This is a genomic window from Bacillus sp. J41TS8 (assembly GCF_018333035.1).
Taxonomy (GTDB): domain Bacteria; phylum Bacillota; class Bacilli; order Bacillales; family Bacillaceae; genus Bacillus; species Bacillus paralicheniformis.
The window spans coordinates 69,086-88,664 of sequence record NZ_BORF01000003.1 but is presented as its reverse complement, the minus strand read 5'-3'; the positions used below and the strand labels follow the sequence as shown (position 1 = coordinate 88,664).

Genomic DNA, 19,579 nt, shown 5'->3' with positions numbered 1-19,579 from the left:
AAAAGCTTCCTGAAAAGGAAGCTTTTTTTATTTATCTTTAAACAAGTCAGGCCGCGCACTTCTGTATCCGTACCGGTAAAGAAGCGCCTCCGCAATTCGCCGCGAAGCCTGTCCGTCCCCGTACGGGTTTGAAGCCCGGGACATTTTGCGATATTCATCTTGATCGGTCAACAGCTGTTTAGTCAGCTGATAGATCTTATCTTCTTCCGTGCCTGCCAGTTTAAGCGTCCCGGCCTGAACGCCTTCAGGGCGTTCCGTGGTATCGCGAAGCACGAGGACCGGCTTTCCGAGCGACGGCGCTTCTTCCTGCACCCCTCCCGAGTCGGTGAGGATGAAGTGAGCTTCAGCTGCAAAGTTGTGAAAATCGATGACTTCGAGCGGCTCTATCAGATGGACTTTATCCAAATCGCCGAAATGCTTTGCAGCCGCTTCGCGAACAGCGGGATTGAGATGAACGGGATAAACAACCTGTACGCCGTCAAATTCTTCGACGATCCGCCTGATCGCTTTAAACATGTTTTCCATCGGCTTCCCTAAATTTTCACGGCGGTGGGCGGTAAGCAAAATCATCTTGTCATTCCCGATTTTTTCAAGAACGGGATGTGAATAGCCGTCCCTCACTGTTGTGCGAAGTGCATCAATTGCGGTATTTCCAGTGACGAAAATCGTCTCAGGGTCTTTATTTTCGCGGAGCAGATTCTGTTCGGCCTGCTCTGTCGGCGCAAAATGAAGATCGGCAATCGAGCCCGTCAGCTGCCTGTTCAGCTCTTCGGGAAACGGCGAGTATTTGTTTCCTGTCCTGAGCCCCGCCTCTACATGGCCGACGGAAATTTGGTGATAATAAGCGGCAAGACTTCCCGCGAATGTCGTTGTCGTATCACCGTGAACAAGCACAATGTCCGGTTTGATGGACTGAAACAGATCGTCCAGCTTCACAAGCGCATTAGACGTAATTTCAGCCAGCGTTTGCCTTTCTTTCATGATATTCAAATCAAAATCAGGCTTTATGTTAAAAGCTTCAAGCACCTGATCAAGCATTTGCCTGTGCTGGGCTGTTACGGTTACATATGACTCGATTTCTGGATACTTTTTCAATTCGAGCACAAGCGGGGCCATTTTAATCGCTTCAGGACGCGTGCCGAAGACGGTCATGACTTTTAATTTTTTCATATTATCGTCACCTGTTTTCTGTATTACCGGCGTGTTAAATAGAATGTTGAATGATTGGCTTTGATACGGTAATCAACTTTTTTCTTCATATGAAAGAACAGTCGTTTCTTTTCGATCCGAGCGCTGCAAAGAAAAGTGGAAAGATCGTCCTTTTTTGGTTCCAGCAGCGTATGATACGAGTTGATGAACATCTCAACTTGCCCTTGCACGACTCCAACGGGGCCGAACTTATTTCCAATCAAATGCCGGGCTATTTGGATTTCTGTATTATCCGATTTGGCAATCACCCGCTTTATGGGAATGAACATTTCACGTTCATTCACTCTCAACAGCAAAATGGATTGTTCCGGAAAAAACAACTGCTGACCAGGTACGGTGATGGTAAGCAAACCGTTTGCATCTTCTTTGGAAAATTCAATTTTCAAGGATGTCTGCTTTTGGATGTCCAATGAGAGATTGTCATAGTCCTTTGTAAAATAAGGGCGTGCATAATAGGCACAGAAGCCGTTGTTGCCTATATACCTCGCATGACTTGCATAATGGTACGGCTCTCTATTTCTCCCGATACGTCCCCGCTTTGTATAACCGTCAATTTCAGAATCGATAAAGAAATCCCACACGCCGAAATCAGATTCCGTTTCCGCAATATCATCGAAATAGAAGGAAAACTCAAAACGGCCGCCCTCGCTCACATCGGGTATGAATGTCTTTTCTGCTTTGTTCTGCCGGTTGACCCACACCCCGGTTACCTTTTGCCGGGCCGCTTGGCGCTGAAGCGCAGAGTGATGCACCGAACCTTTCACCATGAGGCGGCGGTCTTTAAACTCAATCACTTCGATAAAATGAATCAGCTTATTTTTATGGTTCATTTTAAGGGCTTCCCTCGGCACATCATACCCGGATAAGCTCGGGAAGTCCCCATAGATATTCCCCTGATCGACAGATGTAAAATCGTGAATATCTGCTTCTTCGCGTTCAAACTGTTTAAAACCGGTAAGATCATTGTTTCGAATGAAAAACAGTTTAAGCCTGAAATGGTTTTTTACAAGCAGGTCTATCGCGGGAGATATATTCTTTTCAACGAATAAATGCAACTCGTTCATCCATTCGATCTGCTCAGATTCAGTTTCAAGCACCTCGGTAAAATCGGTCGTTCTTGAGAACTCAAAATGCCTGTTTAAAAATTTCGCTGTCAACTTCTCTTTTTGGCTTTCAGAAAGCGTGCTGGATTTGATCATATCAATGATGACCTTCATCGCTCCATAATAATCTTCAGGCGATACATAGGCAAACGTCATATGTTCGCCTTCTCGTAAAACGGCGTAATAGCAATCGTAATCAGCCAATACGGAAATTTTATGGGCATGAAGATAAGCGCTCATCACAAACACTTGATCTTCGGTTGCCTGAATGTTAGACGGAAAATCAATATCGTTTTCCCTGAGCATTGATACGCGAAACATTTTGGTAGGACCCAGCGCATAAACAAGTGCTGAATCGATCAAACCCACATCTGGATTCGTCTGTTTAAAAATGGCCTGCGGGACGGGACGGCCGTTCACACCTTTCATTTTGCCAAGGACAACATCTGAATCATGTTCCTCAGCAAAACGATACATTCTTTCCAAGGCTTCTGGTCCCAGAAAGTCATCAGAGTCAACAAAAAAGATATATTTTCCTTTTGCGGCTTCAATGGCCTGATTCCGCGGCTTTCCGGGTCCTCCAGAATTCGTTTTCCGTTTAATGACTTTCAATTGGGTGTATCGGCTTTCGTATTCGTGAAGAATGTCAACCGTTCTGTCAGTAGATCGGTCATCAACACATATGATTTCATACTCATCTGCCGGCATGGACTGGTTAACCAGACTGTCTATGCAGCGTGAAATGTATCGTTCGGAATTATAACATGGTACAGCTACTGTGATTTTAAACATAGATCCTATCAATCCCTTGGGTCAATCGCTTTTTTGTCTTTTCGTATGAGTCACAAAAACTCGTATAAAGAACAAGACTTCCGATCATCCAATGAGATCGAAAACCCGCTCCCATCTTTCAATCAGACGTTCTTCATTGTAATGGGTTTCGATTTTAGCTTTTGCATTTTCTCCATATTCTATCGCTTTTTCCGGATGTTCATATAAATAGATGATGCTTTTCGCCAGCTCCTCAATATCGCCATATTCAACGAGAATACCCGTCTTATCCTTTTCAATCAGCTCCCTCGGACTGTATTTCACGTCAAAGCTGATGACCGGCGTACCGCAGGAAAAAGACTCGCAAATCGCCAGGCTGAAGCCTTCAAACTTGGAAGTCAACAATGTTGCGAGCGCCTGTTGATAATGCTTGGCAGGATCCGGTGTGTAGCCTTGTAGAACAACGTTGTCGAGCCCCAACTTTTGAATGAGCTCTTCATACTGCGACTGATGCGGACCGCTTCCGTAAATATTCAACACGATACCGGGATGCGTTTTTCCGACAATTTCCATCGCCTGAATCGCTTTGTCAATACCTTTTTCCTCGTGATATCTCGCAATCATGACAAATTCGTTCAATTTCTTTTCCGCGTTCTCAGGGATGTTCAGCCTCCTTGGTGCATGAGGAATGACATAAATATTATCATCCGCTTCAAAGTCTTTTAGTATGTCTTCTTTCTGTTCATGCGTTAACACAACCAGACCGTCATAGTCTTTGATGTGTTCCATGGCATATTGATGGTTTTTACGAACAGGACTCCCCAATGTGTGCGGGTAATCCAAATGATTAGAATGAACACAGTACAGCCTTTTCGCCAAACCGGCTTTCATCGCGTTTACTTTAGATGCACTTCCCACGCCGTCGCATATCAAAATCGGATCTTCTTCCTCCTCGCACAGCGTTTCGAGCCAATATGCATGAAAAGCCTGGTTATCTTTAAACTTTTTCACATCGGAACGGGCGCGGTCAAACAATGAGACGCCTTCAAGCTTTCCTGTTTCTTTGTTAAACCATTCGGTCAAGTAGCAAAATCCATCCGGAGCTAAATATTTGACCTGATTCGGCTTGTTTGTTTTCAAATCATAAAAAATTTCTCTTTCTATATATCCGTCCTGATGAAATTCTTCTCGTTTTACCCTGTATCTGTTTTCATTGTAGTAGTCTGTATATAAAAGCAGGTCTTTTTCGTTCCATTTTTTGCGCTTCACAAACAGACCATTGACAAAATAATCGGCTTCTCTATTGTTTTCCAGCCTTGCTGTATTCACCGTAAATCCCGGTTCATTTAAGAGAGAAGACGTTTGAAAGTGCGATATCTGCCGCTCATCAGGCGAGTATCCGTCATGCTGATCCCGATATGACTGGTAAACATTGAGAATACGGACATTCGGATGCATTCTTCCCTGTTCTTTGAGCTTCGTTTCGATTTCCTTGTAGTTCTTCTTTTTATCTAATGTCACTAAATCAACATGGTGACCTCTTTCGGTTAAAACATAAGAACGGGATAACATGGAACTCGTAATCCCGCCCTTAACCACATCGATTTCATAAAGCAGTGAGAATATCCGCCTCATGTTCATGCCTCTCTTTCTTTTTTCACTAATAGCACGATCAAATGAAGGACATGTCAAAAGCTCCGGCAAAACAGTGGATGTTTTTCGTTTGGAGCTTTTGATTGAAAGATACCCTGCCGGAAGCTCGAATCAACTATTATTTAAACAGCTTGAAACCTTCAGATTGTTTAATACGGAAGCTTAAATTGCCGTAGTTTTCCGTGAAATATGGCTTTACCTGAAAGCCTTGGATTTTTCGTGCAGGTATTTTCTTTAGTTCGTCTTTTGAATGTCCGATCCGCTTTTCAAAGTAGCTGTTGTCCCATTCTACAGCAAATGACACATCCAATGTCGCCGTTTCGACTGCCAATAAATCCAGTTGAAAAACACCCTTGAATACTAAGCGGTTTTTCCCTTCTCTCTTTTGGTCAGCCTCAATGACAGTGAACGATTTCGTATCGCGGTTGTAGATTTTCCAGTAGGCGTGGTAATGGCCCAAAGCAGCTTCAGGAACCTCCCCGGTAAATAACGCCGAACCTGCGATTGTAAATTCTGTTTTGCTGCTCCAATCGTATTCGGACAGATGAAGCTCCATATCTGAGAGTGTATTACGCAGCGGTCTATTTTCGATAATCTTGAAAAACATGCTGCTCCACCGCTCCATAAATGCAGTCTCACTGAATTTATCGACACTTTGGTAAGCATTTTCACTCATCTTTCTAATCAATTTCGGATTTTTTAGCAATTCTGCTATTTTTTCCCCGAGCTGCTTAATGTTTTTATCATCTACTAAAAATCCGTTTTCACCATCATTGATCATATCGCTCGGGCCGTATTTTAAATCGTAAGAAACGACAGGACAGCCGTTTGCAAGGCTTTCGAGCACGACGAGTCCAAAGCCTTCATAATCGCTTGATAAAGCTGAAAAAGCCGCTGTTTTGAATTCCGCCTTTGGGTCCTTCGTAAAACCCTTTAAAAACACATGGTCTTGCAGATTCAGCTCATGAATCAAGTTTTGCAGCTCTGTCTCCTGTTCTCCGAAACCGAAAATCTCAAGCCTTGCGTCAGGAACTTGTTTGGCCGTATGGGCAAACGCCTTAATGGCGTGGCTCAAATTTTTTTGCGGATGATATCTGGCAAGCATAATCACACGCTTCATATCCCGGTCAGAAAAGTCGGAAAGCGATCCAGGCTTTTTATGAGCATGCGGGATGACAAAATAATTCGTACGGTTGCCAAATCTTTTGACAATGTCCTCTTTTTGCTTTTCCGTCAGAAAAACAACCGCGTCTGGATGGCTCATATTTTCCATCACCGGCCGGTTTCCCAGCCTGAGTACTGAATGATAATGATAAGGCTCTCTGACATGGATATTATGAGTGAGATACACTTTGTATATATGCTCATTTTGATAAGCCATCGTCATTGGGTCCGTCCCCCTTTCTTCACCGATCAGAAAGGTTGTCTCATTCCCGATCACACAATCAAGAAAATAATGCTGCAGCTCCATGTTGGAGTTAAACACCGCCAGCAAATCGCCGTTTCTGTCAAACAAATGAACACGTTCTACCTTCACAGACTTCTTATCGTTTGTCATCGTCAGCCATTTGCTCATATAACAAGAACCGTCATTTCTCAAAAACAGCTCCTGCCTCGGTTTGTTGTAGTCCAAATCCATATATGTAACGCGGTGGATATGGCCGTCCTCAGTGTATTCCTCACGCTTCACTCTCTTGCGGTTTTCGTTAAAATAATCGGCGACAACCAATTTGCCGTCATCCGTAAAACGTTTATAATGTACATACAATCCATTATCATAATATCGGTATGCATTTTTCGCAGGATCTTTGTGATATTTCAGCCCTGGTTCCTTAATTGCGTGTTCCACAGGAGGAAGGCTTTGTTCCTCTCCTTTAAAATACTCGTAAATATTGATGATCTTGATATCTTCATTGATCTTTTGCCTGTCGAACAAGCTGCGAATGATCTTTCGATACGTCGGATCATAATTAAATGTGACGATCTTTGTTGGCTGTCCGGCGTATTCTGAAAAAAGCCGGCCGCGCTGCAGCATAGCTTCAGTTAATCCACCAAACGTTTCTCTGACCGAAGAAGTAGCAAAAATATATTGCGCCTTAGGGAGCTTAACCTTTATTTTCGAGCTCATTTTTTTCCTCCAATGAATGAATTACATAACATCTATTATATCGAATATCTTTATTTATACTATCCCTTTTAACGTTTAAAACATGTTGTGCAGTTTATCATCCGTCCACCCATCACCTTAACAATCTTCCCTGTGGAATTCAAGGTTTAGCACTTCCCTATATTACTTGTTTAAAACTGGTTTTTCTTATATGATAAAAAGTGTTATCAATATGAGAAATGGGTATATCAATAGAGACTTTCAATACCTGTAATTCAGATTAAAGAACTCGTATCTGATCCTAGAACTGAGTAAGGAAGGTGCACTGAACATGAAAAAAGTACGCAAAGCTATTATCCCTGCAGCAGGCCTTGGGACGCGCTTCTTGCCTGCGACAAAAGCAATGCCAAAAGAAATGCTACCGATCGTCGATAAGCCGACGATTCAGTATATTATTGAAGAAGCCGTCGATGCAGGCATTGAAGACATTATCATCGTAACAGGAAAAAGCAAAAGAGCGATCGAAGATCACTTCGACTTCTCGCCGGAGCTCGAACGAAACCTTGAAGAAAAAGGAAAAACAGAGCTGCTTGAAAAAGTTAAAAAAGCATCCAACCTTGCCGACATCCATTATATTCGCCAGAAAGAGCCAAAAGGGCTCGGACATGCCGTCTGGTGTGCGCGCAACTTCATCGGAGACGAGCCGTTCGCCGTACTGCTGGGAGACGATATTGTTCAGGCGGAAAAGCCAGGTCTTCGCCAGCTGATGGATGAATATGAAAAAACACGCTCTTCTGTAATTGGCGTTCAGCATGTGCCTGAAGACGAAACACATCGGTACGGAATCATCGATCCGCTGACAAGTGAAGGCCGTCTTTATCAAGTGAAAAACTTTGTTGAGAAGCCAAAACCGGGCACAGCACCTTCAAACCTTGCGATTTTGGGACGCTATGTCTTCACTCCTGAAATCTTTTTGTATCTTGATAAACAACAAGTCGGAGCCGGCGGTGAAATTCAGCTGACAGACGCGATTCAGCAGTTAAACGAAATTCAACGCGTCTTCGCCTATGATTTTGAAGGCAAACGCTATGATGTCGGTGAAAAACTTGGATTTATTCAAACAACGCTCGAATTCGCCATGCAGGACAGCGAATTAAAAGATTCCCTTATTCCATTTATGCAAGACCTTTTGGCGAAAGAGGAAGTTTAAAACACAAAAAAGCTATTGGATATTGGCTCCAATAGCTTTTTTATTTTACTTCTCCATAACCGTCAACGTCTGCTTATTATTATTGACGACAAACGTTCTGTTTTTTGTTTCAACGATAAAGCGGCTTCCGCCGTCCATCAACACCTCATCACCATTTAACGAAATAGAAGAAGGCGTAATGGCAGATACGTCATAAAAGATTATTTGCGATGCTTTGCCGTTTTCAATGACATAGCTGACGTGTTCATAGCTTAAATCCAATCTCTCTCTTCCGTCTGCCGTTGTCTCTTTTTGAACACCGTTCATCTTCAGCTTCAGTTGATCGACATCATCGCCAAGAAATGAGAGAAGATATTCATACGAAGCAGCCGATTTTTCATAAACAAACGGCATGAACGCAGCGGTCTTTACATCCCTCGTTTTCAATTTTGTCGAAACAGAGCGCTGATCGATAAAATAAGAACGTCCATCAAGCTCTATTTTAGCAGCGGTATCGCTTTTTGAATCAACTGTAACCTTTGTACCGAAAGGAAGCTCGGCTGATTTTTTATCTTTCATGTTTTGATCACTGTATAAAACAGTTTGGTCTTTCGTAATAAATCCGGGTTTATCAATCCTTTGAAATGACTGCGCCTTGGCATCGTGGTTATTCTTTCCCTGCTCCTGTTTGGTATCAGTAGAGGAAATGGCTCCAAACGATGCAAGCGTTCTAAGCGGTGTTTTGACAAACATCGAGGCAGCCGTCAATACAAGCAGAACCGATAAAATCGAAATTTGAATAATGTTAGCCAAGGATTTCGGCTTTTTCTTCTCTTTCCGGAAACGGGCAAACACCTCATCTTCAGGAAATGATTTCTTTCTTATTGCCACTTGTTCTTTTTTATATTCTTCTTTTTCTTTTTTCGAAAGTTTATTAAACCAATCAATAAACGCTTTGTATTCTTTTACTACTTTTTTTGTCTCATCAAACATGCGAAGTTCGCCATAATGCATCCATGCAACACGATCACACATTTTTTCGATCTGGCCGATCGAATGGCTGACAAAGAAAATCGTTTTTCCCTGCTTTTTAAACTCGGTGATCCGGTCGACGCATTTTTGATAGAAGGTCTGATCCCCCACCGACAGCGCCTCATCAATGATTAAAATATCAGGGTCGATATGAACGGATATCGCAAAGCCGAGCCGCGATTTCATACCGCTTGAATAGTTCTTGACAGGCTGGTTGATAAAATCGCCGATCTCAGCAAATTCAACGATGCTTTCATACATCTCGTCGATTTCTTTATTCGTCAGCCCCATCATCAAACACTTGAGCCGTATATTATCTCTGCCTGTGAGCGCATTATTTAAACCGGCAGCGATCGCAATAAGCGAAGGCTGTCCATTCATTTCAATTTCACCGGCGGTCGGCGGAATAATTTTTGCCAGCAAGTTTGACATTGTCGACTTCCCTGAACCGTTGATCCCCACAAAGCCGATCGTCTCTCCTTCATACACGTCAAAGGAGACATTCCGCACAGCAAAAAAACCTTTATCCTTATTCGGGAAAAACAATCCTTTAATTTTATCAGATTGCTTTTCATACAAATGATACTGTTTTGAAACATTTCGAAACGAAACCTTTAGTTTCATCGTTCAATCTCCTTACGTATTAAAGAAAGTCAACAAACTTGTCTCTGAATTTCATATGCAACAGCGAGCCTACCGTCAACAGCAGCAATGTGAACAGCCAGAAATACAAGGTGTATTTCATGTCTTGGAAAAACCAAGATCCGCTAAGAAAACTGTTTCTAAACCCATCGATAATATAAAAAAGCGGGTTCAGTTTTATGAGTGCGAGCAGACGGGGATGATCCTGTCCAAGCTGATGGCTGATATCCCAAAAAATAGGGAGCAGGAAAAACAGCAACCTCGTCACAGATTGAAGCAAAAACTGATAGTCTCTGACCAGCACGCTGATTGTCGAATTAAACAAGCTAAACGAAAACATAAATACAATCATACAAAATAAATAGTATATATATTCTATCCAATGAACGGATGGATAAATCCCAAAAGCCAATAACGCCAGGACATAGATTGCCATCATGACAAAATAGCTGAACATGTTGGCCGCAATCGCAACCGAAGGAAGGGCGCTGATCGGAAAATTCATTTTGGCAACCATATTGATTCGCTTAAATACACTATTCGAACCGTCAAGAATGGTCGGACTGATAAAAAACCATGGAATCAAACCAGCCAGCATCCAGATGATGAAAGGAACTTCACCAACACCCGTGGCAACGTCCCCGCTTTTTCTAATTCCCATCCCAAACACAAACCAGTAAGCCAGCATTTGAATGAGCGGATTCAGAAACTGCCACAAAACGCCTAGATAATTCATCTGGTATTTAGACTTCGTTTCATAAGCCGCCAAACGCAATATTAAAGGAAACGATGTTACTTGCTCTTTTACTATTCTCACTAATGCATTCATTCTAATCTTCCTTAGGGTTAAAGTTTTGGGCCTTAAAGAACTGAAATTTAAAAGCACCGTTCCTTATTGTAACAGATTTCGATTTATTTTTCACTTTATGTCACCAGGACTTTCTCTCATTAAAAAGAGCAAACCGCCATATACATATGACGGTTTGCAATAGATACTAGAATTCTTTATTTACCATCTGTACTTAAGATTCTTTGACCATGGCTTATCAAATGACTTCTTGTACCAGCATGGGCCTGAAGTACTTTTTCCCATTTATCGCCCACCATATCAAAAGAGTATCTTCTTACATTTTTTTTGGCGTTTCGGCCTAGCTCTATTCTTAATCTCTCGGAATTGATAAGAGCCAGCAGCCCTTCGGTAAATTTCTCAACATGATTTTGCTCAATGAGGAGTCCATCCACCTTGTCTTTTATAATTTCACTTGGCCCTGGGCATGTAAAGCTTACACACGGAACCCCGACAGACATCGCCTCGATGACCACCATACCGAATGATTCTTGTCTTGAGCTTAATGCATATATTGATGAATTGACCATCTCCTCGAGAATATTGTCAGTCTTCGGCATTAAAAAAACATGATTATATAATTTCTTCTCAAAAATTCTTTCTCGGAGATCATCTTCTTCAACACCGGCGCCAAATATTTTCAGCTTCCAGTCCGGATGCTTTGCGGCTACTTCCTCAAATGCATCGATCAGCATATCAAAGCCTTTCTCATGGACATATCTTCCGGCTGCAATAATCACTTTTTCATTCAATTTAGACGTTTTTTCAGGCAAATCAGTCGCATTTTCAATTTTGTATAACTTTGTTTTACTGTTTTTCAATAATGACTCATACACATTAATTTCCGAGTCTGTAAGACATGTTAAAGCGTCTAAATTTTTATATCTTTTTTGAATTTTTCTTCTTAAAGACTTTGCATAGCCATTAAAATACTTATGCTCCTGCCCAATCTTCACAATATTTTTTCTCGTAAATATCGCAGACAAAATATTAAATGAAGGCAAAGTTGTAATGAATACGCCCCGTTCCACTTTCCTGATGGCATGTATAATTTTCAAATCGACAAAAAGATTAAACATATGATATAAGTCTTCATGTTTATCAATAAAAACACTTGGTATTTTCATTAAAATCCGTTTAATCAATTTCTGATAAAGCGGTGTGTTTCTGCCAAATAATTTTCCTCTTCTTGCATCAAATATCGGCTTTAACTTTATTCTGCTGTCGAGGTTAAACATCGGCCGGCCTCTTGTTCGTCTGACGCTTATAATCTCAACTTCGTAATTTTTTCGAGCAAAATAATTTGCCGTATTGACAACCGTCCTTACGGTTCCACCCATTCCGTAGATATTGTACACCAAAAATGTGATCTTCAATGTAATGCTCCTTTTATATTGAATTCCAGGCTTAATTACTTGTTTAATGATTTAATTTCCTGATATATTCTCTCGGAATTTCCTCTATCCTGAAATTTATAAAACTTTCGTGATTTCACGTGATATCTAAGGTCGTATTTAAAATCGTTTCGAATATATTTATTAATAAGTTCAATCAGTTCCCCACTCGTTTTAGCTGTATCACCTATTAAATCATTATGCAAGTCAACGTATGAACCTCTATATTTCAAGTAGTCCGGTAGATCAAAATGAAAAAAGAGAACTGGTTTACGAAGATAATTAAAATCAAACACTACGCTTGAATAATCAGTAATCAGCAAAGAACTGTTTCTTATAATATCTTTAATGCTTTCTTCACCTAAATTCACAACTTTTACACGGTCGCAGAAGCTTGAAAAATACTCTTTATATTTCTTTTGAAGCTCTATATGCATAAAGAATTTTAAGACAACATTATGTTTTTCTAACATCCGCTTCAAATTTTCGTTTTTTAAAAGGGATATATAATTCTCATAAAAACTGGATGAAGAAAATTCATTTTCATTTATCCATTCACGCCACGTTGGCATGACTACAATTTCTTTTGGATTCATTTTGCGGCTGTTATCTGTCAGCGTATCAAATCTGGACAGGCCCGTCACCATAATCTGACTTTCTTTAAAATTCATTTCATTTACTAAGATACTTTTTTCAAAATTAGAGGATACGACAAATTTTTTAATCATTCCATTGTATGACTTCCTATTAAATTGCAGTTTTTTCATCGCTATTATACCGTGCTGAAGATAAATGATCTCTTTATTATTCATTTTCATTCTATTATGAAGAACGCTTGGAATGACATCTCTAATCCCATGGCTGACGATAAGATAGCGGCTTAAGTGATAAAACACATAGTGTTTAAAACTATCATAAATAATTATATTCTTTTTATAACCTTCAAGATTTTGCTGATTTTTATTGTTCTTAACGCTTATATAGTAATACTTTTCATCAGACTTATTTCTTATGCAGTATTCAAAGAATGCAAAGCCGTTATCCTGCGCCACTTCAGCTAGATTCTCACCAATGAACCAAACAGGCTTCCTGATGAACCTTTTAATCAATTTAGCTGCTCCCGCTGCGAGAAGAAATTTTACTTTTTCAGTTCTTTTTTCTACGGCTCTTAAATCGCGAAGCTCAAAATTTAAAATTTTCTTATCCTTGTCCACAAATACAGAATAATAAGCGTTTTTATGAAATTTTACAGCTCTGGATTTGAAAGTTGAGTATTTAGAAATTAATTCATCATTCTCAACACTTACTTCAGTCTCTATTGAATAACCGTTGATATTGAAGCATAAAAAGATTTTCCAAGGTGCATTCATTTTAATCGCTTTTTCTTCGACAAAAGCGGAATTGATGCTGAACAGTATTGTGTTATCGTTTTGATCTTTAAGCTGCCTGCAGATAACTCGCTCACCGCTGTCCATATTCTCCAATACCAAAAAAGTGTTTTTCAAAACCAAATCGTTTTGATTCTTTATTGACACCTCTATATTTATATCTTTTTTTCTTTTTTCAATTTTTCTGCAACAAGCCTTAAGGGAATTTGAAAAAGAGACTGCGAGTTCATTTGATTGTACATACCTAGGCTTTATTTCGGCAGGATACCCTTTTATGTTAAATTGGAATGGCGGGTAAATATGTGATTTATTTTTATTGTTGTAGTTGTCCGCGTTGGATCGTACATTGACTTTAAACTCTTCTCCGTTTACTTCTAATAGCATATAGTAGAAAAATTCTTTCTCGTTTATTTTATCTAAATTCAAAAATTTAAAGGAGCTCTCAAAGTGAAACAGGGATCCGGCTTTGTTAATTTGATTCTCACAATTTAGCCTCTTACCTGAATCGTCCTCTAAGAAGATATCTTTTAAAGCCATATTCTCATTTTGAAAGTCAATATCACCTTTTACTAAAAGTGCATTTTCTTGATAATCTATATATTTGATGTCACATTTATAATAAAATTCTTTAATTAACAACGCTAAGTTATTATCATATGTTGCATACAGCCTTCCTCTTTTAAGAAGGCTGTGATTATAGATGGTTTGTGGCAATGTTGTAAAATTCCCTTTGGATTTTTCAAAAGAATTGAAAGATAACCTTTGAGTCAATTCGGCTTGATTCAACGTATAGTTGACAAAGAAATCCCAAATCCCTTCTTCCTCAAAAAAGTCCTCTGTTATGAAATCAATCATTGCAATAAAGGTATCAGGTTTTTTTTCAATAAGGGGAAATGTATGCTCTGCGTTACTGTTTCTATTTTTCACATTGATAGATAAGATTTTATCACTCTGATCAAATACAGAATTCAATCTCCCTGTAAAGTTAATTTGTAAAGTGTTTTTTTCGATCTTTACATCATTAATTGCGGTATTTAAATGTTCATTTTTATATTCTTCAGGCCGCACAATGATTTGCCGATCGTGTCCGCTGAAAATTTTATGCATAAAAGGCTTGTGGTCTTGAAGATAAAGCTCTGAATAAAAAGCTTTGTTTGCCTTAAGCAGCACACCCACCTCAAAAGAACGCCCTCCGATATTTACCTCAATACCGAAAACCCAGTTTTCACTGTATAAATTTAAATCTTTCAAAGATACGGACACATTAAAGTTCGTATCTTTTATCGTGAAAGATAAAAAGTCAAAATAAATTTTCTCTTGGGTTGCTTGATGTTGTACAAAACACCGATTTAATTTTATTTCTTCATTAAGAAAAACTGTCGGCAAGCTGCCTTTCAGAACAGTTTGATCACGGTAAGAATAAACATCTTCGACTGCGACCTTCAAATCTGAAAGGTCTTTATTTATCACTACCGTTTCATTTAAGCTCTCTTTTAAAGCATTAATCTCTAAAACTTTTCCATTAAAATAAATTGATACATTTGTTTCGACATGATGGTAAACATCATATATGATTTCATCTTCGTCTAGCCTTAAACTCAGCATCAATTTGAATTTTTCAGTAAAATATTCGAATTCGTATAACGGAACTTTAAACTCCATCGTGTTTTGTTCACTGCCGGAAATGGGCTTACCTAAAACGGTTCTTTTATTCGTGTGCATATTTTTTAAAAATAGACTGTCTACATTTCCAATCATATGATCAATCTTAAAATCCCCGCCGCAAAAGATTTTAAATATCACTTCATGATCTATCACTCTAACCTCATTAAGAAAAAATTCGACTTTCAATTCTACCTCGCCTTTCTATATCAGTGTTGACAGACGCTTTCTTTTCGTTCATAGCTGCATTTGGTTCTTACATTGATATAACAGCGTCATGCTGAATACCGTCCCCTTTGATCTCTTCTTTAAACCAACCTTTTCTGGCACATCAAATATATTAATAATTCAACTTTTGTCGACAGCTTGAATACTGTCGATAAAAAATTTTATAGATCATTCATAATGAATAAAGGATGTATATAGCATACAATAAGCTTTATTATAACATCTTATTTTGAATTTTGTACGCCCTTTAAGTAACGGATTTTTAGCTTATATGGTTTAAATTCCCTAAAAAATTTTAATAAAATAATATTATCAATACTCAAAATTAAAATAAGCTAAAAAAAACCATTGCATCCAATGCAATGGCCTTCTTAAAACTATTTAAATACTGTTTTCACAACTTTTTCAGACGATTCTCCCGTCTCCAGATAGCAGAACTTCTTATAGAAAGGATCGAAAATATCCGGCAGTTTGTAATCCGGCGCTTCTGTTTCCCTGATTCTCACGATCACTTCATCGGTCGTTTTCACCAAGGGTCCAGGAGCTTCTTTTTCAAAGTCAAAGTAGAACCCACGCAGCTTGTCTCGGTATGTTTCAATATCGGGAACGAAGAAAATCATAGGCCGCTTCAGATTCGCAAAATCAAAGAAAACGGAAGAATAGTCTGTAATGAGCAAATCGGACACCATATAGAGCTCACGGATGTCTTCATATGACGAGAAATCGTACGCAAACCCTTTGTAAGGTTCAAGATCAAAGTTTTCCGCCACCAAGTAGTGCATTCTTAAGATGATCACATAGTCGTCGCCGATTTCCTCTCTCAGCTTGGACAAATCCAAGTCAAGGTCAAACTTATATTTCCCCTTTTTATAAAACTGATCATCACGCCATGTCGGTGCATATATGATCACCTTTTTAGCGGACGGTAGCTGCATTTTCTCTTTTAATGCGCCGACTGTTTCCGGATTGTTGTCCGTATGGAGAAAGTCGTTTCTCGGATATCCGGATTCGATCATCGTTTTGTTAAATTGGAATGCACGGGCAAAAATCTCGGTTGAGTATGCGTTCGGCGAAATCAGGTAATCCCATTTGGATGCTTCGATCGTAAAATTCTTTTTGTATTTTTCTGTATTGGTGCCCGGCATATACACTTCTTCCATGTCGACGGCAAGCCGCTTCAACGGCGTACCATGCCATGTTTGAAGATATGTCGTGTGCTCGGGCTTTGGAATCCATAAAGGCAGGCGGCTGTTGACGACCCAGTATTCGGCTCTGGCCATGGCAAAGAGCCACTTTAAAGTAAACCTTTTAATATAAGGGATTCCTTTTTCTTCAAAGATATCCGTATATTCCGGATTTACGCTCCAGTACAACTTATATTCTGGGTTGTTCTCCTTCATATATTCATAAATCGCCCGCGGATTACAACTGTACTGCTTTCCGGCGAAGCTTTCAAAGATGACGGTCTTCTTTTTGACAGGCAGTTTTCCCGCCAGTCCGAAAGTGAAATAATAGAGTCTTTTCAGTTGTCCTGCGATCTTTTTCTTCACTTTATTTTTCCCCTTACGAAGGGACGAAGACAATCGTTTTCTTTTTCCAGCAATAAAATAAACGGCCCTTGTTTTTAATGTGTAATCATTCATGCGCAAGCGCATGTTTCTCTTTTTCTTTTGCGGGTAAATATGAAAACGAGCCGGTCCATTTGCTGTGTCCAGAATGGAAAACTGGTTTGTTTTCTTTTTCAGCTTGATCGGTTGGCTTCTCGTGATGGCTTTCTCGCCTGTTTCGGATTCTCCACCGATAAATTCGATATAAAACTGGAATAGAGCAGGCATGACATTTTCTTCATAAAGTTTCTTAAGGTCGATTTTGGCCAAAAAGCCGACGTTTTCATCATCTGTTCCTTCACATTGAATATCTTGTAAAGGGAATTTGAAGATTCTTTCCTCAGCTTCTTTACCTTCTTTCAGGACAAGCTGTCTATCATGAACAGAAGTGGCTTCATCCCAGTTAAGTAAAAACGCGTATCCTTTCAGAAGCAATTCCCCATCTCCATTTAGTTGGATATCCTTCACTTCAGCTACAGCTTTTTGGTGCAGAACTTTTAAAGAGAAGTTCCCTTTTTTGTTTGTATAAGGCAGGAAGAATACACGTTTTTGATCGTCACTTTTCCAAGAAAGCTCAATCGGCTGCTGTTCAGTCTTTATTCGTTTCTTGAAAAGATCGCCTTCTGGATTTTGGCATGCTGCATAGAAATCAACAGTTCCTTCATCCCATACATGTTTTGAGATGTCATCCAAATGGATTGCAGCTTGATATAAAGATTGATCAATTCTTTCGCACGGTACCGTCAGCTCTTTTTTTGTTTTACGGTTAACTACTAGCAGACTGATCTCCTGCTCTGGAAAATGTTCAAAACGGAAACCGAGGCGAAGCCGCCAATCCTCAATTTTCAAATTCATTAAAAGACATGTTGGAACCATAAGTCTACTCCTCTTATTTATCTTCTGATTATCATGACAAGTTCAAGAACACCTTACAATGAAAAAGAAATGTCGATCATGTGTTTAACGTAGTTCCTTTTACAGTTGTATAAGGAACAATATCATACTCTTCTGCTGAAAAAGAAGATGCCATTTCAGCCTGACAACGGCAAGCCGTTGTCGTATTTTAATCCGATCTGCATTGGAGATTTCCAAATAAAAATCCAGCGTTTTCGTTTGATTTGTTCTTATTTTTTCTAGGTTGATGCTTTTGTAATCAATGACAAACCGTTTTATATTTGGCGCTGATTTTTCCGGCGCTACACAAATGAATTTCAACGCCGTAATCATAGCCATTGGTCACAACGGGACAGCCGTTGCTGAGAGCCAAGTTTGAAAAACCGAGACCTTCAAAAGAGGAAGTTGAGATCGTCAGGCATGCTTTTTGAAATTCATCAGACAATTTGTGAGTATAGCCTTTCGGGGCCACATGATTTTGCGAATTACACTTTTCGATTTCAGCTTTGATATTATTCTCATCTTTGCCTGATCCGTAAATCTCCAATTTCGCTTCCGAAATTTGCTCGACAACCAGTTGAAAGGCTCTGACTGCATCCTTCACATTTTTCATCGCTGACAGCCTAGATCATCGCCGGCTTTCTTCTTCATTTTAGCTAAGCTCATGTGTTCAGCATATAAACGTCCTGATGTTTTCTTACCCAGAAAATCCTCATACATGTTCAAAATGCGCGTGAGTGCGGGAGCAACCTTCTGCTGATCATAAAGCTTTTTCTTTTTGGTCTTAAACGCTATATCGAAGCGAAATGTCAAAAAAGCGGTAGGGATACCGTGTTCTCCAAATAGCTTAGAGCGCAGCAATAATGACTTGGTCAGCTCTCCGTAGTCATCCGGAATGCTTCCTGACATAACCGTAATATGTCAAATAAGAAAAATATAATTTCTCATTTTAAATCGCTGGATAATCGGGCAATTTATTTCTCCTTTTCCCGGTCAGGGCAGCTCCGCCCCTGATATCACAAACTTTAATAAAAATTCAAATTATGCATCAAAAATGCTTCTTATCAGATGTAAGAAGCATTTTGAAAATGAGTATAGCCTGTAGAATATCAAAAATCACAGTCCGGCAATTTCCTCTTTGATTTTTGTGGTGGAAATGCCTTCAGTTCTCGGAAGGTAAACAACCTCGCAATGTTCTTTTAAGAAGTCGAATTTCCCTTCCCAATCGTCTCCCATGACAAATACATCAATATCATGGTCAATCACATCTTGTACTTTTTGATCCCAGCTTTTTTCCGGAATGACTTCATCCACATATCGGATCGTTTCAAGAATGAGCTTGCGGTGCTCATAACTGTGGTAAGCTTTTTTTTGTTTTTGCAGGTTGAATTCGTCCGTAGAAATCGCTACTACAAGATAATCGCCCAGCTGCTTTGCGCGTTCGAGCAATTTGATATGTCCCCAATGCAATAAATCAAACGTTCCATATGTGATGACCTTCTTCATTGTGGATATAACTCCTTTCTAACCAAGCTGTTAATCTCTATCATAACGAACAAAAATCGCACCTAATTTACAAAAGTTCAACATTGTCTTTACATTTCACTACTGATCATAGATTATAACACATTATCCTTCTATACGTTAAGTTATATAACAGTAAATGACTTTCCAAATTTTATATGATGATAGATATATGTGTGTTTTTATAATGAAGAGCTGGGACTAAAGTAAATTTCCTTAATCCGTTGTAAAGATATTGTTAAGCTTTTATGAATAATCTATGCTAAAATATACGTTAGACCTCCCGATTTTTTGGGTTGGGCTCTTAAATTTGAACGTTAAAACATTCG

12 protein-coding genes and 1 pseudogene are annotated in these 19,579 nt (G+C 39.4%); 1 reads left to right on the top strand and 12 read right to left on the bottom strand.

Going from position 1 to position 19,579, the window contains the following annotated elements:
• Positions 1-27: 27 nt before the first annotated feature.
• From wecB to KI350_RS05675, 4 genes are all read right to left on the bottom strand, one after another.
• Positions 28-1,170 (bottom strand): non-hydrolyzing UDP-N-acetylglucosamine 2-epimerase, encoded by a 1,143-nt coding sequence (wecB, locus tag KI350_RS05690; RefSeq protein WP_059232046.1) that lies wholly within the window; start codon positions 1,168-1,170, stop codon positions 28-30.
• A 23-nt stretch (positions 1,171-1,193) separates the two neighbouring features.
• Positions 1,194-3,104, bottom strand: a complete 1,911-nt coding sequence (locus KI350_RS05685; RefSeq protein WP_059232044.1) for a glycosyltransferase — start codon at positions 3,102-3,104, stop codon at positions 1,194-1,196.
• Between the two features lie 84 nt (positions 3,105-3,188).
• Positions 3,189-4,718: a glycosyltransferase gene (locus KI350_RS05680; RefSeq protein WP_059232042.1), complete on the bottom strand. Its 1,530-nt coding sequence runs from the start codon at positions 4,716-4,718 to the stop codon at positions 3,189-3,191.
• Between the two features lie 136 nt (positions 4,719-4,854).
• Positions 4,855-6,864 carry a glycosyltransferase gene (locus KI350_RS05675; RefSeq protein WP_059232040.1) on the bottom strand — a complete coding sequence of 670 codons (2,010 nt, stop codon included), beginning with the start codon at positions 6,862-6,864 and terminating at the stop codon, positions 4,855-4,857.
• Between the two features lie 310 nt (positions 6,865-7,174).
• On the opposite strand from KI350_RS05675, the gene galU reads away from it, so the two are divergent.
• Positions 7,175-8,053 carry a UTP--glucose-1-phosphate uridylyltransferase GalU gene (galU, locus tag KI350_RS05670; RefSeq protein WP_059232038.1) on the top strand — a complete coding sequence of 293 codons (879 nt, stop codon included), beginning with the start codon at positions 7,175-7,177 and terminating at the stop codon, positions 8,051-8,053.
• A 45-nt stretch (positions 8,054-8,098) separates the two neighbouring features.
• Here galU and tagH read toward each other — a convergent pair whose 3' ends face one another.
• The 8 genes and pseudogenes from tagH to tagD form a co-directional block, all read right to left on the bottom strand.
• Positions 8,099-9,688, bottom strand: coding sequence for a teichoic acids export ABC transporter ATP-binding subunit TagH (gene tagH, locus KI350_RS05665; protein ID WP_059232036.1), 1,590 nt, complete (start codon positions 9,686-9,688; stop codon positions 8,099-8,101).
• Positions 9,689-9,707: 19 nt separating this feature from the next.
• Positions 9,708-10,535 (bottom strand): teichoic acids export ABC transporter permease subunit TagG, encoded by an 828-nt coding sequence (gene tagG / locus KI350_RS05660; RefSeq protein WP_059232034.1) that lies wholly within the window; start codon positions 10,533-10,535, stop codon positions 9,708-9,710.
• Positions 10,536-10,711: 176 nt separating this feature from the next.
• Positions 10,712-11,791 (bottom strand): glycosyltransferase, encoded by a 1,080-nt coding sequence (locus tag KI350_RS05655; RefSeq protein WP_223254858.1) that lies wholly within the window; start codon positions 11,789-11,791, stop codon positions 10,712-10,714.
• 173 nt (positions 11,792-11,964) lie between these two features.
• Complete coding sequence (locus KI350_RS05650; protein ID WP_059232032.1) at positions 11,965-15,186, bottom strand: CDP-glycerol glycerophosphotransferase family protein; 3,222 nt, start codon at positions 15,184-15,186, stop codon at positions 11,965-11,967.
• A 416-nt stretch (positions 15,187-15,602) separates the two neighbouring features.
• Entirely contained in the window at positions 15,603-17,708 is a 2,106-nt protein-coding gene (locus KI350_RS05645) for a CDP-glycerol glycerophosphotransferase family protein (protein ID WP_081303600.1), read from the bottom strand.
• Positions 17,709-18,048: 340 nt separating this feature from the next.
• Positions 18,049-18,354 (bottom strand): annotated as a pseudogene (locus KI350_RS05640) (glycosyltransferase); the annotation flags it as partial.
• On the bottom strand, positions 18,336-18,635 hold the full coding sequence (locus KI350_RS05635; protein WP_059232028.1) for an alpha-glucosyltransferase N-terminal domain-containing protein: 300 nt from the start codon (positions 18,633-18,635) through the stop codon (positions 18,336-18,338). The gene KI350_RS05635 and the pseudogene KI350_RS05640, both read right to left, overlap by 19 nt.
• A gap of 207 nt (positions 18,636-18,842) precedes the next feature.
• Complete coding sequence (gene tagD / locus KI350_RS05630; RefSeq protein ID WP_023857183.1) at positions 18,843-19,232, bottom strand: glycerol-3-phosphate cytidylyltransferase; 390 nt, start codon at positions 19,230-19,232, stop codon at positions 18,843-18,845.
• Positions 19,233-19,579 lie beyond the last annotated feature (347 nt).

Coding starts and splice junctions, on each gene's coding strand:
- tagH (WP_059232036.1), bottom strand. CDS start 9,688: ATGAAACTAAAGGTTTCGTTTCGAAATGTTTCAAAACAGTATCATTTG.
- wecB (WP_059232046.1), bottom strand. CDS start 1,170: ATGAAAAAATTAAAAGTCATGACCGTCTTCGGCACGCGTCCTGAAGCG.
- KI350_RS05685 (WP_059232044.1), bottom strand. CDS start 3,104: ATGTTTAAAATCACAGTAGCTGTACCATGTTATAATTCCGAACGATAC.
- KI350_RS05635 (WP_059232028.1), bottom strand. CDS start 18,635: ATGTCAGGAAGCATTCCGGATGACTACGGAGAGCTGACCAAGTCATTA.
- tagD (WP_023857183.1), bottom strand. CDS start 19,232: ATGAAGAAGGTCATCACATATGGAACGTTTGATTTATTGCATTGGGGA.
- KI350_RS05655 (WP_223254858.1), bottom strand. CDS start 11,791: ATGTTTAACCTCGACAGCAGAATAAAGTTAAAGCCGATATTTGATGCA.
- KI350_RS05680 (WP_059232042.1), bottom strand. CDS start 4,718: ATGAGGCGGATATTCTCACTGCTTTATGAAATCGATGTGGTTAAGGGC.
- KI350_RS05645 (WP_081303600.1), bottom strand. CDS start 17,708: ATGGTTCCAACATGTCTTTTAATGAATTTGAAAATTGAGGATTGGCGG.
- galU (WP_059232038.1), top strand. CDS start 7,175: ATGAAAAAAGTACGCAAAGCTATTATCCCTGCAGCAGGCCTTGGGACG.
- KI350_RS05675 (WP_059232040.1), bottom strand. CDS start 6,864: ATGAGCTCGAAAATAAAGGTTAAGCTCCCTAAGGCGCAATATATTTTT.
- tagG (WP_059232034.1), bottom strand. CDS start 10,535: ATGAATGCATTAGTGAGAATAGTAAAAGAGCAAGTAACATCGTTTCCT.